This window comes from Streptomyces cathayae, from assembly GCF_029760955.1.
In the GTDB taxonomy this organism is placed as follows: domain Bacteria; phylum Actinomycetota; class Actinomycetes; order Streptomycetales; family Streptomycetaceae; genus Streptomyces; species Streptomyces cathayae.
In genome coordinates this window covers 220,912-235,239 of sequence record NZ_CP121682.1, presented here as the reverse complement: position 1 = coordinate 235,239, position 14,328 = coordinate 220,912, and the positions used below count along the sequence as shown (strand labels likewise).

Below are 14,328 nucleotides of genomic sequence, written 5' to 3'. Positions count from 1 at the left end.
ACCGGCACTGACGCGGTCCGGCCCCGGCGGCCCACCGCCGGATGTGCTCGAGGACCGCGCGACCGGTGGTGCGTTTCCGGTCGCGCGGTCCTCTCCCGTGCCCCCGCTCCTCGGCGCTCGTCCCCCAGGCGCTCGGAGGGGATCAGTCGGCCAGCGCGTGGGCCAGCTCGGTCGTGGCACGGGCGATCTTGGTGTCCCGGTCGGCCATCAGGCGGTTCAGGTCGCCCCGCCGGGCCCGTACCGCCTGCCGGGCGGCCCGCTCCCACACGACCGGGTTCTCGCGGTGATTGAGCAGTTTGGGATACGCGGCGGCGGTGCTCTCCCACTGCCGGGCATCGGCGATCGCCTTGAGCAACCGGATGATCTCGACGCGGCAGCTGACGTGCGGCAGCTGCGCCAGCTCCCAGAGGAAGGGGACGGTGGCGGCCGTCGCCTGCTCCACCACGAAGCCGTACTGGCAGATCCGTTTCCGCAGATCGGCCAGCGCGGACCGGGCCGTGTCGGCGTCCCCCCAGGCGATGCCGTTGAGCAGCAGGGGGATGGCCGCCGCCGACCCGGTGGAGTCCTGGATGTCGCGCCACGGCACCCGGGACAGTGACATGAGGGGTGCCGTACGTGCCATTCCGGTCGGGGCGGTGTGGCGCACAGGGTGCTCGCTGCCCGGGTGTTCCGTCGAAGCGCTGCGCATCGTGTGGGTGCCTTTCCGCGGCGGTTGTGTCGAGTGGGGGGACTGGTCAGAAGGGCGGCCGGGCCGGCAGCCGGGCCCGGACCGCGAGCCCGGTGCCGGCCCCGATCACTTGGTGCACAGGTGATGACACCTCATCTCCCCGATGCGACGTCAGAACAGGGCGCCACCAAGGGGGTTGACGCCACGGCTATTATCCACGCTGAGAGTGATCGTGTGCAATTGCACGAGAAATTGCGTGAAGTTTTTTGCGGCGGGGCGGATCGGGTGGCGACCGGACCCGGTCCGCCCCGTGTGAACGGCCGGACCCCGTCCGGCGATACCCGCGAACAGCGAGGAGACTGCGGTGCCAGGAATACGGAACGGAGTGCGGGCGAGTTCCTTGGACGCCTGCTGGATCAAGAGCCGGCACAGCAACGCCGAGGGCAACTGCGTCGAGGTGGCCCCGCTGAGCGACGGCGGCGTCGCGATGCGCAACTCCCGCGATCCCGACGGGCCCGCGCTGGTCTACACGGCCGCGGAGCTGGCGGCATTCCTGGCCGGGGCGAGGGACGGCGAGTTCGACCACCTGGTCCGAGTGCTCCGGAGCCCGGCGCCGGAACGGTGAAACGGAGCCCAACTCCCCACTTCCGCAGGGCTTTTTGCGGGCGCGTGCACTGCTGCAGGGTGAGGTGCGATAGTGTGAATCGCCCTTGTGCCGGTCTGCTGGGAGTCAGGATGTCCGCCACCTCGCACCGAATCTCCCGCCTGGAACCCTACCTGGACCGCCCCGAGCCGGCTCCGACTCTGCTGAAGATGCTGGTCGGTGTGCAGTTGGCGGGCTTTCGCGAGGACGCCCAGCTGGCCCAGGACCAGGCGGCGCGCTCCGTCGGCTTCAGTGCGGCGAAGCTGTCCCGCATCGAGTCCGGCAAGGGGCGCCGCCCACCCACCGAGAGCGACGTCCGGGCGCTGCTGGAGCTGTACGGCACCGACGACTACGAGATCTCGGTGCTCCTCAAACTGCTCCGGCGTGCCGGGGAGCCGGGCTGGTGGCAGAGGTACGACAAGCGGCTGATGCCCGAGTGGTTCGACCGGCTGGTCGGACTGCAGGAGGCCGCCGCCACCATCCGCACCTTCGAGATCCAGTACGTTCCCGGCCTGCTGCAGACGGCCGCCTACACCCGAGCGGTGGTGGAGCGCGGCCTGCCCAACGCCCCGGCCGGCGAGGTGCTGCGTCGCGTGGAACTGCGCATGCGGCGCGCGGAGTTGTTGCTGCGCGAAGGGGCTCCGCAGCTGTGGGCGGTCATCGACGAGTCGGTTCTGCTGCGTGTACTGGGCAGCGTCGAGGTGATGCGCGAGCAGCTCGAACACCTCGCGCGGATGGCGGAGCGCCCCAACGTCACGGTGCAGATCGTGCCGTTGGACGTGACCAACGCCTCGGCCCCCGCCATCCCGGTGACGTATCTGCGCTTCGACGGTCTCGATCTGCCCGACGTGGTCTACCTGGAGCACATCAAGAGCGCCAACTTCCTCGAGGACCGCGACGAGACGGAGGAGTACCGGGTCGCGCTGGACCGCCTCGCCGACGAGGCCCTGAGGCCCCGTGACTCCCTGGACCTGCTGCGCGCCACGATCGAGGGCCGCTATCCCCCGCCCCGCTCCGTCCCGCACTCCGAGGCGTAGCGGGTGCCGCACGGCGCGGCCGGCGCGGAACGCACGACGCCCTTCGCGTGAACCCGGTGATCCGGGTTCACGCGAAGGGCGTCGGTGTGCCGGGGCCGGCGGGCCGGGGCCTACAGCGGGATCCGTCCCACGCCCCCGAACTCGATCCACTCCTGGGTGAGCTGACGGGGCGCCACCTCCGTGTCCGGGCGCCAGGTGGAGACCTCCACCAGGCCGGGCTCCAGGATCTCCAGGCCCTCGAAGTACGACTGGACCTCGCTCTCCTGCCGCACCCGGCCCCAGTGCCCCTGGGTCGCCTGGTCCATGAACTCCGTGACGGACTTGCGGACTTCGGCGTCCTCGCTGACCAGCTGGCACATCACCAGGAAGCTGCCCGGTGCGAGCCGTTCACGGACCCGGCGGGCCACGGCGAGCGGGCCGTCGGTGTCGCTGTCCGGGATGCAGTGGAACACGGAGTTGAACAGCACGCAGGCCGGCTGAGAGAAGTCGATCAGGCGCTGCGTCTCGGCGTGGCCGAAGATCTCGTCGGTCTCCCGCATGTCGGCCTGTATGACCACGGTGCGCTCGTCCTGCTCCAGCAGGGCGCGCCCGTGCACCAGCACCATCGGGTCGTTGTCGACGTACACCACATGGGTGGTCGGGTCGATGCGCTGGGCGACCTGGTGGACGTTGTCCTGGGTGGGCAGACCGGAGCCGTGGTCGAGGTACTGCCGGATCCCGTAGTCCTGGGTGAGGACCCGGACGACCCGCTGGAGGAAGCGCCGGTTGTTCAGGGCCAGGCGGCGGGTGCTGGGGACCACCTTGTCGAGCTCTTCCACGGCGGCACGGTCGGCCGAGTAGTTGTCCTTGCCGCCCAGGTAGTAGTCGTACATACGCGCGGCCGTCGGCACTGTTGCGTCGATCTCGGTGGACAGCTGCTTGCCGGTGTGCATCGTTCCCCCTGCGGAGTGCCAACTGGACTGGCTGGACAGGGAGTACATCCTAGGGAGCGCCGTGCGGCTCGGGCCAGCCCATGAGCGAACAAGACCCTGAAGGAATGGTGGAGTCGCCTCTGCCGGTGTCCGGAGTCACCGTGTACGTGCCGGTATCACCTGGCCCCTCCCGCTGCCGCGACGCAGGGAAGCCGCCGGTCGCCCCGGTGTGAACCCGCGGGGCACCCCAGGGGAAGTATGAATTACGTGCATGTTGCGCCATGTAAAACATTCACTTGCTGGATGTGAAGATCACCACTTCACTGGGGGCATGGTCACTCCACCCACCTCCGGTATCGACCTCTTCGCCGACGAGGTCGTGCTCGATCCCTACCCCGTCTACGCCGAACTGCGGGAGCAGGGTTCTGTCGTTCATCTTCAGAGGAACGACGTCTACGCGCTGACACGATACGACGTCGTCCGGGACGCGCTCGCGGACTGGGAGTCGTTCTCCTCGACCTCGATCGCCTTCAACCCGATGGCCAACGAGGCGCTCGCCGGCACCTCGCTCGCCTCCGACCCGCCGGTGCACACCCAGCTGCGCGCCACGCTCACCGAGAACCTCTCCCCGCGGGCGCTGCGTGGTCTCAAGGGCGGGATCGAGAAGAAGGCGGACGCTCTGGTCGCCGAACTCGTCGAGACGGGTTCCTTCGAGGCGATCGACGCCCTCGCCCGTGCCTTCCCGCTGGAGGTCGTGGCGGACCTGATCGGTTTCACCGGTCACGTGCGCGACAACATGCTGCGCTGGGGGCAGGCCGCCATGCAGGTCCTCGGCCCGATGAACCAGCGTACGGCCGAGAACTTCCCCGTAGCCGGCGAGCTCTACGGATGGTGCTCCCAGGTCAAGGCCGACGACCTGACCGAGGGCTCCGTGGGCCGCGGCATCTTCGAGGCCGAGGCGCGCGGCGCCATTCCGCCGGACACGGCCGGCCACATCATCCACCAGTACCTCGGCGCCGGCGTCGACACCACCATCGCGGCGATCGGCAACATCGTCGCCCTCTTCGCCCAGCACCCCGACCAGCTCGCCCTGGTCCGCGAGGACCCGTCGCTGGTACCGGCGGCGTTCAACGAGGCGCTGCGCTTCTGGTCTCCCATCAACGCCTGGGGCCGGCGTGCCACCAAGGACGTCGAGATCGACGGGACCGTCATCCCCGCGGGCGCGCAGATCGCCGTCCTGCTCGGCGCCGGCAACCGCGACCCCCGGCACTACGAGAACCCGGACGCCTTCCTCGTCGAACGCAATCCGGTCGACCACCTGTCGTTCGGCTACGGCCCGCACGGCTGCGCGGGCCAGGGACTCGCCCGCCTGGAGGCCCACGCGGTGATCGACGCGCTGTCCCGGCGCGTCGAGCGCCTCGTCGTCGGACCCGAGGTCCGCGTTCCCAGCAACACCACCCGGAGCATCGAGGAGCTCCCCGTCCTGGAGGTGATCCCGGCATGAAGATCGTTCTCGACCGTCCCCGCTGTGAGGGCCACGGCCTGTGCGAGGAGGCCGCCCCGCAGCTCATGCACCTCGACGACGAGGGTGAGCTGGTGCTCGACCGTGAGGAGGTCGACGGGGCCGACGTGGCCCTGGCGAACGCCGCCGCCCGTGTGTGCCCGGTCGCCGCGCTGAGGGTCGTATGAGCACCGGCACCCTGAACCGCGTCGTCGTGGTGGGCAACGGGATCGCCGGGCTCACCGCGGCCGACACGCTCCGTGAGGCCGGCTTCGACGGCGAGCTGACCATCGTCGGCGACGAAGCGCGCCCGGCGTACAGCCGCCCGGCCCTGTCGAAGGCGCTTCTGCTCGACAGGGCCGACGTGTCGTCGCACGAGCTTCCGCCGGCCGGTCACGGAGCGGCCGAACTGCTCGGTGTGCGCGCGACCGGACTCGACCTCGACCGTCGGCGCGTCACGCTCGACGACGGCACGGAGCTGCCGTACGACCGTGTCGTCCTGGCCACCGGCTCCCGGGCACGGCGGCTGTCCGACCTGCCCGGAGAGGTCACCCTGCGGGGACTCGACGACGCGCTGTCCCTGCGCGAGCGGCTGGCGGACAAGCCGTCGGTCGTCGTGGTCGGCGGCGGCCCGCTCGGAATGGAGATCGCCTCCGGGTGCCTGGCCGCCGGCTGCCGGGTCACCGTCGTCTCCCAGGGCGTGCCCCTCATCCTCCAGCTCGGTCCCTACCTCGCCGACGTCTTCGTCAAGGCCGCGCTGGAGCAGGGGCTCACCGTCGTCGAGACCGCGGCGGCACGGCTCGAACAGCGGGACGGAGGCACTCGGGTCGTCCTCGAGGAGGGCCCGGTCCTCGACGCGGAGCTGGTCATCACCGCCGCCGGCGACGTGCCCAACACGGAGTGGCTCGCGGGCTCGGGACTCGCCGCGAGGGGTGCCCTCCCGGTCGACGAGCGCGGACTCGTCCGCCCGGACGTCGCGGCCGTCGGTGACCTCGCGGCCTTCCCCACTCAGCACGGCCTGCGCCGCGTCCCCCTGTGGAGCAGCGCGATCGAACAGGCGAAGGTCGCCGCCACGGCGCTCGTCCGCGGCGAGGAGTCCCCGCCGCTCCGGTTCCAGCCGTACTTCTGGACCGAGCAGTTCGGACTGAGCCTGAAGGCGATGGGCCACCTTCCGGTGGAAGGGGAGCCGACGTACGTCGACGGGCAGCCCGGGGGCGGGCCGGCATTGCTGCGCTGGCCGCACGAGGACGGCACCGGCGACGTCGTGGCGCTCAACTACCGGATTCCGATTCCGCGGCTGCGCCGCATGACCCAGGCAGCCACGTAAGGTCGACATATGGGCGAAGAGGGCACCACGGGTTCGGGGCTGGACCGGCTGGCATCGGTCAACCTCAACCTGTTGGTGCCCCTCCTCGCGCTCCTCGAGGAGCGTTCGGTGACCAGGGCCGCGGAGCGGGTCGGTCTGTCCCAGCCGGCGATGAGCCACGCCCTCACCAGGATGCGACGGCTGCTGGGTGACGACCTCGTCGTCCGGCAGGGCACGAGCCTCACGCTGACCCCGCGCGCGCTGGAGCTGATCGCGCCGCTGCGCAGTGCCCTGCAGCAGACGGCGCACATCGTGAACTTCCCCTGCTTCGATCCCGCCACGGATCGGCGCGTCATCACGATCGCCCTGACGAACAGCACGGCGTTCGTCGTCGGTCCCCGGCTGGCCAGGCTCGTTGCCGAGCGTGCGCCCCACGCCACGTTGCGCCTGCGCACGATCACGGTGCCGACGGAGGCCACCTTCACCGACAGGGGAGTCGACGTCGTGCTCCTCTCGGAGGGGCACTTCTCGCCATACCCGCGCGAGCGGCTGTACAACGACCGCTGCGTGGTGATGGCTTCACCGGACACGCCACCGGAAGCGAGCGCACTCGATCTCCTGACCACTCAGCCGCACGTCGTCGTCGACACCGACCGGCGCGTCTTCCCGTATTCGGTGCTCGACGAGAAGGGAGTCACCTACCGCGTCGGCCAGTTGAGTTCCGACTTCCTGCTGGTGCCCTTCCTGGTGGCGCGCGCGGGCGGCGTCGCCCTCCTCCGCCACCGGGTCGCCGCCGCCATGCAGACACTCACCGATCTGCGGATCGAGGAGTTCCCGTTCCCGCTTCCCGGGCTCGGGATCGACATGGTCTGGAACCCCCGGCTGGCCGATCAGTACTTCATGGAATGGCTCCGGGCGCTGCTGTTCGACGTCGCGACCGACCTCTGACCCCGGCGAGGCCGCGCCTCTTCGGAGGACCCTGACGTGCAGCGCCGGGCGAAAAGTCAAGTTTTGTCCGCATCGTTCCCCGCGCATTGTTTTACGTGTCGTTCATTTCATTGACGCTATGTAAACCGAATCGATACTGTGCCAAGCAGCCACAGGGTGCTGGGCACCCCACCTGAACACGTGAGGGCAGGCATGAGCGTCAAGAGCAACACCGTCAACACCGTTCTGGGCCCGGTGCCGGCCGAGCAGCTGGGCGTCGTCGCGGTCCACGAGGCGCTGCTCTCCGTGGTCCCGGGTGCCGAGCACGCGTACGACATCACCATCGACCGCGCCGAGATCTTCGAGACCCTCGCCGCGAAGCTGAAGGACTTCCAGGCCCACGGCGGCGGAACGGTCGTCGACAGCACCGGCATGTTCCACGGCCGGGACGTCCGGCTGTACGAGGCCCTCTCCCGCGCGACCGGCGTGCACCTCGTCGCCTCGACGGGGCAGGGTCCGGAGGAGCTGCTCGGCGGCTACTTCCTCACGCCGCAGACCAACCCGCCGACGCCGTGGCCGGCCGAGAAGTTCGCCGACCTCTTCGCCAAGGAGGTCACCGAGGGCATGGTGGTCCCCCGTGTGGAGCGCCGCGGCGCCGCCGGCCTGGTGGCCACCACCGCGACCCCCGAGGGCATGACCGCGACCGACGAGAGCCTGTTCCGCGGCGCGGCCCGGGCCGCGCTGAGCACCGGCGTCGCGGTCTCCGTCCGCTACGGGAGCGACGCCGTCCACGACCTCGACGTCGTCCTGGACGAGAAGCTGCCGGCCGACCGCGTGGTCGTCGGCGGACTCGACCGCAAGGACGCCGTCGCCGCCGGCGCCCCCCTCGAGATCGCCCGCCGCGGCGCCTACGTCGCGCTCGACCACGTCGGCGCGAAGGACGAGGCCCACATCACCGACGCCGAGCGCGCCGACCTGGTCGCCGAGCTGGTGCGGGCCGGCCTGGGCAACCGGATCCTGCTCTCGAGCAACGCGACCGGCGTGGCGAAGGGCCACCCCGGCAACGACCTCCCGTACAGCTACGTCCTGACCACTTTCGTCCCGCTCCTGGAGGCACGGGCTCTCAGCGACGAGGACACGCAGCGGATCCTCGTGGAGAACCCGCGCGACCTGCTGTCGGCACGCTGAGCGTGCCGGCACGAACGACCCCAGAGTTTCTTCAGCAAAGGTGAGTGTTGTGTCGAGAGTGAACACCGTCCTGGGGCCCATCCCGGCCGAGGAGCTGGGTCTCGTGGCCATCCACGAGCACATCGGCTACGGCATGCCCGGCTCCGAGCTGGACACGAAGTGGTGGAAGACCCCCGAGCAGCGGTACGAGGAGACCGTCCCGAAGCTGCGCAGGTTCCACGAGCTGGGCGGCGGCACCTTCGTCGACGCCACCGGGATCTGCAACGGCCGCGACGTCGACTACTACAAGTCACTGTCCGCGAAGACCGGCGTCCACATCGTCGCCTGCACCGGATTCGTCGGCGGTGACACCGCCCTGCCGCACTTCGCCCGGGCCGACGTGGACTACCTGACCCGCCAGTTCGTCCACGAGATCACCGTCGGTATCGGCGACACCGGCAGCCTCGCCGGTGTGATCAAGGTCGGGGTGAGCCGTGGCGGCCGCATGACGGACCTGGACAAGCGCATCTACCGGGCCGCGGCCCGCGCCTCGCTCACCACGGGCGTGCCGATCCTCACCCACCTCGCGATCGACGCCGAGAACGCGATCGCGATCTTCAACGAGGAGGGACTCCCCCTGGACCGCGTCCTGTTCGGGCACGTCGACGACGGCGTGAACGCCGACAAGACGCGTGACGTCTGGATCGCGGAGCAGGGCGGGCGCATCGGCTTCGACACCTTCGGCTACGAGACCGAGCTGCCGGACCCGCCGTTCTGGGCCCGCCCCCGCCAGGAGCGCCTCGACCACTTCCTCCGGTTCATCGGCGACGGCCGGCTGCACCAGGTCCTCGCCTCCGCCGACGCCAACTGCAGCCCCCTGGGCTGGCCGGGCGTGAAGGGCCACACCGTCAACTACATCTTCGAGGACCTCATCCCGGACCTCCGCGCCGCCGGTCTCGACGAAGCCGCGATCAGGACGATCTTCGTCGACAACCCGGCCGACTTCCTCACCCTCCGGAAGTCCTCCTGACCCCCCAGAGCTTTTCTGACCCTCCAGAATCAGAGAGAACCACCATGCAGACCTCAGACCTGAAGAACCTGAAGATCGCCATCGTCGGAGCGGGATACGGCGGTGCGGCGGCGGCCAAGGCCCTCAGCCTGCTGGGCGCCGAGGTCGACGTCTACGAGCAGGCGACCCAGATCCGGGAGGTCGGCGCCGGCATCGGTCTGCGCCCGGCCACCATCAACCGGTTCCGCGAGTGGGGCATCTTCGACGCCATCGCGAAGGTGAGCTCGCCGAGCGAGTACTTCGAGATCCTCACGGCCACCGGTGAGCCGATCATGAAAGAGACGTGGCCCGTCTCCGGGGAGCAGACCCACACCCACCTGATCCACCGCGGTGACTTCATCGAGGCCCTCCTGGGCGTGCTCCCCGAGGGCATGGTGCACCTCGGCCACAAGCTGGAGAGCATCCAGGACAACGGCGACCGCTCCGTCCTCACCTTCACGAACGGCAAGACCGTCGAGGCCGACCTGGTCGTCGGCGCCGACGGCATCAAGTCGGTGGTGCGCCACCAGCTGTTCAGCGACAAGGGCCCGGTGTTCTCGGGCGAGCACGCCTACCGCGCCGTCATCTCCGTGGACGACACCCACGGGATGGTCGCCGACGACAACCTGCGGATGTACATCGGCAAGGGCACGAAGATCTACCTGCTGCCGCTGCGCCACCGCGGCCAGGTGTCGTTCGACATCACCGCCCTGTGCCCGGACAGCACCTGGAACCCGCAGAACACCAAGGAGGACATGCTGGCGACGGTGGAGGGCTTCGACGAGCGCCTCGTCAGCATCACGCGTGACCTCGACATGGCGACCGTGAACGTCCGAGCGGTCTACGACATCGACCCGGTCGACACGTGGCACTCGGACTCCGTCGTCCTGCTGGGCGACGCCGCCCACTCGATGCTGCACCACCAGGGCCAGGGCGCGAACTCCGCCATCGAGGACGCCGGAGCGCTCGCCGACGCCCTGCGCGACGCGGACTCCCTGAAGGAGGCGCTGGCCCGGTACCAGGCCGTCCGCAAGCCGGAGACCGACAAGCTGCAGGCCATCTCGCGCCAGGGCTGGTCCGAGGAAGAGATCGAAGACGTCTTCCCCGGCCAGAAGCCCGCCGACGCCGCGCCGAAGGAGTAACGGAATGCCCCTGCACCCTGAGATCGCCACGTTCCTCGCCGGTCTGCCGACCCCGCCCGAGGGCCCGCTCGACCCGGTCGCCATGCGCGCCGGGGACGAGGCGCACGTCGCTCCCCCCGAGGAGCGCCTGCCGCTGCACGCGGTCGAGGACCTGACCGCGAGGACGGCGTCGGGCGAGGTACCGGTGCGGATCTACACACCGGCCGAGGCCGACCGCCACGGCGTGCTGGTCTACTTCCACGGCGGTGCCTTCTTCCTCGGCAGCCTGAACACGCACGACCACATCGCGCGCTCGCTGGCGAAGGAGACCGGGCTCAAGGTCGTCTCCGTCGGCTTCCGGCTGGCGCCCGAGGCCGCCTTCCCGGCCGGTCTCGACGACTGCTACGCGGTCGTGCGGTGGGTCGCCGAGGAGGGGGAGAGCCTGGCCTGGGACGGCACGACGCTCGCCCTCGCCGGCGACAGCTCCGGCGGCAACCTCGTCGCCGCGGTCGCGGCCAAGGCGCACGACGACGGCTTCGACCGGATCACGCACCAGATCCTCTACTACCCCTCGCTGGACCTGGACTTCGACGTCGACCGCTATGCCTCGCTGCGGGAGAACGCCGTGGGCTACGGCCTGGAGACGGCGGGGCTGAAGCCCTTCAACGCCTTCTACATCGACAGCGGAGCCGATCCCGCGGACCCGCTCGTCTCGCCGATCAAGCGGGCGGACCTCACCGGGCTGCCGCCGGCCCTCGTGGTCACCGCGGAGTACGACCCGATGCGCGACGAGGGCGAACTCTACGGCCGGCGGCTGCGGGAGGCCGGCGTGGAGGCGAAGGTGAGCCGGTACGAGGGAGCGGGCCACGGATTCGTCCAGCACTTCTCCTGGATCCCGGAGTACCACGCGGTCTTCGCCGAGACGCGCGACTTCCTCGGCCGGAGCTGACCCGGCCGACCGCGTACCAGCACAGAAAGAGGGCCATGACGCACGCAGTTCCCGTCCATCCCCTGGTCTCGCCGTGGGGCCGGTTCGGTCTCTACAGCTTCTTCATCGACGCACCCGAGCCGGCCGTGGTCGACACCGGGATCGCCTCCTCGCCCGCCGAGGGGATGATTCCCGCGCTCGAGGCGATAGGGCGCCGCATCGAGGACGTGCGCTGGATCCTGCTGACCCACGGTCACATCGACCACGTCGGCGGGGCGTACGCCCTGTGGGAGCTCACCGGCCGGCGCGCACAGGTGGTGATCCACGAGGCCGACGCGCCGATGCTCCGCTCGCGGCGGGCCCACGTGGAGGAGTACCTCGCGGGACGGGGCCGGTACCTGGGCGACCCGGAGGGAGAGGCGAAGGTGACGGCCGCCGCGCAGGCCGTCATCTCCGGCGAGATGGAGCCCACCCTGCTCCTCAAGGGCGGCGAGACCCTCTCGCTGGGCGGCGGCGTCACCGTCTCGGCGCACTCGATACCGGGCCACACGCCCGGATCGGTCGCCTACGTCGTCGACGGACAGCGCTCGGTGTTCGTCGGCGACTCCGTACAGGTCCACGGGGCCGCCAACGGCTTCCCGGGCTACACGGACCCGGCCGCCTACCGCACCGGTCTCGAGTACCTGCGGGACGAGATCCGTCCGCAGCGGCTGTACCTCGGGCACCCGTACCGCCGTGCGGACGGTACGCCGTACGGAGTCGAACTCGACGCCGCACAGGCCCGGGAGGCCATCGACCAGAGCCTCGCCGCCGAGGGCCGGGTCGCCGAAGCCGCCTGCCGCTGCCTCGAGGCCGGCCTGGAGGAGACGGATTCGCCGTACTCCCCGTTCGCCCGAGCCGCCGAGGAACTCGGCTACACCGGCGACCCCACGCTCGAGCCGTCGCCGTTCTTCACCTCGATGCACGGCTACCGCACGCATCCCGACCAGAACCCGCACCGCACTGTCCTGGGGGACGCCCCCCAGCCCCCGGAGGAGCTTCACACTCATGACTGACTTCCAGACGATCCAGGCGGGCGGGCAGAAGATCGCCGTCCGCAAGGATCTCCGGATCCCGATGCGCGACGGCGTCGAGCTGGCGGCCGACACCTACAGCGGCGTCGAGGACAAGCCGCGTCCGGCACTCGTGGCACTCAGCCCGTACGGCAAGGAGCTGCAGGCCCTCGCCCTCACCACGCCACCGCAGCGGCGCCCCAGCCCGATGTGGGACGGCTGCATCGAGGCCGGCGACATCGCGCGCGTCGTCCAGGAGGACTACGTCCACGTCATCGGCGACCTGCGCGGCTCCGGCGACTCCGAGGGCGAGCACATCGGCAACTACAACGCCGGCGGCGTCCCGCTCGGCCAGGACGCGTACGACTTCATCGAGTGGGTCGCCCGGCAGCCGTGGTGCGACGGCAACGTCGGCATGATCGGCATCTCCTACTTCGGCTCGATGCAGGTGCTGGCGGCGGCCGAACGGCCGCCGAGCCTCAAGGCGATCTTCGTCAGCGGCGGCCACTACGACTTCTACGAGACCACCTACCACGGCGGCGTCATGTGGTTCATGCCGCGCGCCGCCCGCGAGGGGCGCGGCGGCGACTCCGGCTGGGCCTTCACCGACGGCGTCAAGTCCCGCATGCTGGAGACCTTCTCCCCCGAGGAGATCAAGGAGCGCGTCGCCGAGCGCCTGAAGGACCCGGACGTGGCCGCCTGGCCGAACCTGGTCCACGTGCTGAACTACCCGAAGAACCACGAGGCCTGGTTCGACATCGTGATGAACGAGGTCGACGGCGAGTGGTACGAGGAGCGCAACCCGGTCACCCTCGCACCGAACATCGACATCCCCGTCTGGCTCCAGATCGACCAGGGCCGCGGCTGGACGCTGGACGGCACCATCGAGCTCTTCAACCGCCTCGGGGGCCCCAAGAAGCTGGACATCGGCCCCTACCCGCCCATGCAGTCGCGCCCCTTCATCGAAGAGCACGACAAGATGTTCCGCTGGTACGACTACTGGATCAAGGGCATCGACAACGGCGTCATGGACGAGCCCGCCGTCACCGTCCACGTCGAGGGTTCGCGCGAGTACGTCACCGGTGCGCAGTGGCCGCCGAAGGAGACGGAGCACAAGGCGCTCTACCTCCGCCCGCGCCGCAAGCTCTCCTTCGAGCCCGAGCCGATGGGCGCCGAGTACGCCGCCCCCGACGGCTTCTACCAGGCGCCGCTGACGGTGACCGACAAGGTGGAGATGCTCAGCTGGAGCACCGAGCCGTTCACCGAGCCCACCGAGATGATCGGTCAGGGCGCGGCGCACCTCTTCGTGGAGATCGACCAGCCCGACACCAACTTCATCCTGCGCATGTGGGACGAGGCCCCGGGCGGCAAGCGCCAGCTCATCACGACCGCCTACCTCAAGGCCTCGCACCGCGAGCTCGACGAGGAGCGCACCACGGAGGGCGACCCCTACCACCCGCACACGCGTGCGGTGCCGGTCGAGCCGGGGAAGATCGAGGAGTACGTGCTGCGCGTCTACCCGTTCGCGGCGACGTTCCTGCCCGGCCACAAGCTGGTCGTGGAGCTCTCCAACGCCGAGCCGCTGGCCGACGAGCACAACGCCCTGCTGCCGCCGGACGCCTTCCACCTGCCGGTGGGCCGCCCCGTCACCCACAAGATCTACCGTGACGCCGCGCACCCCTCCCGGCTCCTGCTGCCGTTCACGACGGTCACGGCGCCAGACGCGCGCTGATCCCGCCCTCGCGGGTACGCGTAGCACCGCTCTGCTCCCGGCACGGACCGTGCCGGGAGCAGAGGTCTCCCACCGGAACGTCGGGCGGTTTCAGCGGGCTTCCACGACCTCCTGGAACGACTGCATGCAGGGAAAGCAGTGGCGGTCCGTCGCGTGTCGCCGACGGTACTCCTCCTTCTCCACCCCGCACAGCGTGGCCCTCTTGTCCGTGGTCAGGACATGCCACACAGGCTCCCCCGAAGTGTCTGCACCACACCACATCTCGTGCATTCCAGCTCCCTCCGGGTA

The 14,328-nt window shown here is 70.0% G+C and carries 14 protein-coding genes; 12 read left to right on the top strand and 2 right to left on the bottom strand.

Going from position 1 to position 14,328, the window contains the following annotated elements:
* Positions 1–142 precede the first annotated feature (142 nt).
* Entirely contained in the window at positions 143–688 is a 546-nt protein-coding gene (locus tag PYS65_RS01110) for a hypothetical protein (RefSeq protein ID WP_279331783.1), read from the bottom strand.
* Positions 689–1,031: 343 nt separating this feature from the next.
* On the opposite strand from PYS65_RS01110, the gene PYS65_RS01105 reads away from it, so the two are divergent.
* Both PYS65_RS01105 and PYS65_RS01100 read left to right on the top strand, forming a co-directional pair.
* The gene (locus PYS65_RS01105; RefSeq protein ID WP_279331782.1) at positions 1,032–1,292 is read left to right on the top strand and encodes a DUF397 domain-containing protein; all 261 of its coding nucleotides are present in this window, start codon (positions 1,032–1,034) and stop codon (positions 1,290–1,292) included.
* Between the two features lie 110 nt (positions 1,293–1,402).
* Positions 1,403–2,347, top strand: coding sequence for a helix-turn-helix domain-containing protein (locus tag PYS65_RS01100; protein WP_279331781.1), 945 nt, complete (start codon positions 1,403–1,405; stop codon positions 2,345–2,347).
* Positions 2,348–2,457: 110 nt separating this feature from the next.
* Here PYS65_RS01100 and PYS65_RS01095 read toward each other — a convergent pair whose 3' ends face one another.
* Positions 2,458–3,279 (bottom strand): SAM-dependent methyltransferase, encoded by an 822-nt coding sequence (locus tag PYS65_RS01095; protein ID WP_279331780.1) that lies wholly within the window; start codon positions 3,277–3,279, stop codon positions 2,458–2,460.
* A 310-nt stretch (positions 3,280–3,589) separates the two neighbouring features.
* Here PYS65_RS01095 and PYS65_RS01090 point away from each other — a divergent pair, with 310 nt between their 5' ends.
* The 10 genes from PYS65_RS01090 to PYS65_RS01045 all read left to right on the top strand — a co-directional run bounded on the left by PYS65_RS01090 (position 3,590) and on the right by PYS65_RS01045 (position 14,040).
* On the top strand, positions 3,590–4,762 hold the full coding sequence (locus tag PYS65_RS01090; protein WP_279331779.1) for a cytochrome P450: 1,173 nt from the start codon (positions 3,590–3,592) through the stop codon (positions 4,760–4,762).
* Positions 4,759–4,947, top strand: a complete 189-nt coding sequence (locus tag PYS65_RS01085) for a ferredoxin (protein ID WP_055574245.1) — start codon at positions 4,759–4,761, stop codon at positions 4,945–4,947. Before PYS65_RS01090 ends, PYS65_RS01085 begins: the two co-directional genes overlap by 4 nt.
* A complete protein-coding gene (locus tag PYS65_RS01080) occupies positions 4,944–6,086 on the top strand; it encodes an NAD(P)/FAD-dependent oxidoreductase (protein WP_279331778.1) in 1,143 nt (380 codons plus the stop codon). The genes PYS65_RS01085 and PYS65_RS01080 overlap by 4 nt, the downstream gene beginning before the upstream one ends.
* 9 nt (positions 6,087–6,095) lie before the next feature.
* On the top strand, positions 6,096–7,013 hold the full coding sequence (locus PYS65_RS01075; protein ID WP_279331777.1) for a LysR family transcriptional regulator: 918 nt from the start codon (positions 6,096–6,098) through the stop codon (positions 7,011–7,013).
* 192 nt (positions 7,014–7,205) lie between these two features.
* The gene (locus tag PYS65_RS01070; RefSeq protein ID WP_279331776.1) at positions 7,206–8,180 is read left to right on the top strand and encodes a phosphotriesterase family protein; all 975 of its coding nucleotides are present in this window, start codon (positions 7,206–7,208) and stop codon (positions 8,178–8,180) included.
* Positions 8,181–8,229: 49 nt separating this feature from the next.
* Entirely contained in the window at positions 8,230–9,189 is a 960-nt protein-coding gene (locus PYS65_RS01065; RefSeq protein WP_279331775.1) for a phosphotriesterase family protein, read from the top strand.
* A gap of 44 nt (positions 9,190–9,233) precedes the next feature.
* Complete coding sequence (locus tag PYS65_RS01060) at positions 9,234–10,349, top strand: FAD-dependent oxidoreductase (protein WP_279331774.1); 1,116 nt, start codon at positions 9,234–9,236, stop codon at positions 10,347–10,349.
* Between the two features lie 4 nt (positions 10,350–10,353).
* Entirely contained in the window at positions 10,354–11,277 is a 924-nt protein-coding gene (locus PYS65_RS01055; protein WP_279331773.1) for an alpha/beta hydrolase, read from the top strand.
* A gap of 35 nt (positions 11,278–11,312) precedes the next feature.
* Positions 11,313–12,311: an MBL fold metallo-hydrolase gene (locus PYS65_RS01050; RefSeq protein ID WP_279331772.1), complete on the top strand. Its 999-nt coding sequence runs from the start codon at positions 11,313–11,315 to the stop codon at positions 12,309–12,311.
* Positions 12,304–14,040 carry a CocE/NonD family hydrolase gene (locus PYS65_RS01045; RefSeq protein ID WP_279331771.1) on the top strand — a complete coding sequence of 579 codons (1,737 nt, stop codon included), beginning with the start codon at positions 12,304–12,306 and terminating at the stop codon, positions 14,038–14,040. Before PYS65_RS01050 ends, PYS65_RS01045 begins: the two co-directional genes overlap by 8 nt.
* Positions 14,041–14,328 lie beyond the last annotated feature (288 nt).

Coding starts and splice junctions, on each gene's coding strand:
- PYS65_RS01090 (WP_279331779.1), top strand. CDS start 3,590: ATGGTCACTCCACCCACCTCCGGTATCGACCTCTTCGCCGACGAGGTC.
- PYS65_RS01045 (WP_279331771.1), top strand. CDS start 12,304: ATGACTGACTTCCAGACGATCCAGGCGGGCGGGCAGAAGATCGCCGTC.
- PYS65_RS01075 (WP_279331777.1), top strand. CDS start 6,096: ATGGGCGAAGAGGGCACCACGGGTTCGGGGCTGGACCGGCTGGCATCG.
- PYS65_RS01100 (WP_279331781.1), top strand. CDS start 1,403: ATGTCCGCCACCTCGCACCGAATCTCCCGCCTGGAACCCTACCTGGAC.
- PYS65_RS01060 (WP_279331774.1), top strand. CDS start 9,234: ATGCAGACCTCAGACCTGAAGAACCTGAAGATCGCCATCGTCGGAGCG.
- PYS65_RS01110 (WP_279331783.1), bottom strand. CDS start 688: ATGCGCAGCGCTTCGACGGAACACCCGGGCAGCGAGCACCCTGTGCGC.
- PYS65_RS01050 (WP_279331772.1), top strand. CDS start 11,313: ATGACGCACGCAGTTCCCGTCCATCCCCTGGTCTCGCCGTGGGGCCGG.
- PYS65_RS01080 (WP_279331778.1), top strand. CDS start 4,944: ATGAGCACCGGCACCCTGAACCGCGTCGTCGTGGTGGGCAACGGGATC.
- PYS65_RS01070 (WP_279331776.1), top strand. CDS start 7,206: ATGAGCGTCAAGAGCAACACCGTCAACACCGTTCTGGGCCCGGTGCCG.
- PYS65_RS01085 (WP_055574245.1), top strand. CDS start 4,759: ATGAAGATCGTTCTCGACCGTCCCCGCTGTGAGGGCCACGGCCTGTGC.
- PYS65_RS01095 (WP_279331780.1), bottom strand. CDS start 3,279: ATGCACACCGGCAAGCAGCTGTCCACCGAGATCGACGCAACAGTGCCG.
- PYS65_RS01055 (WP_279331773.1), top strand. CDS start 10,354: ATGCCCCTGCACCCTGAGATCGCCACGTTCCTCGCCGGTCTGCCGACC.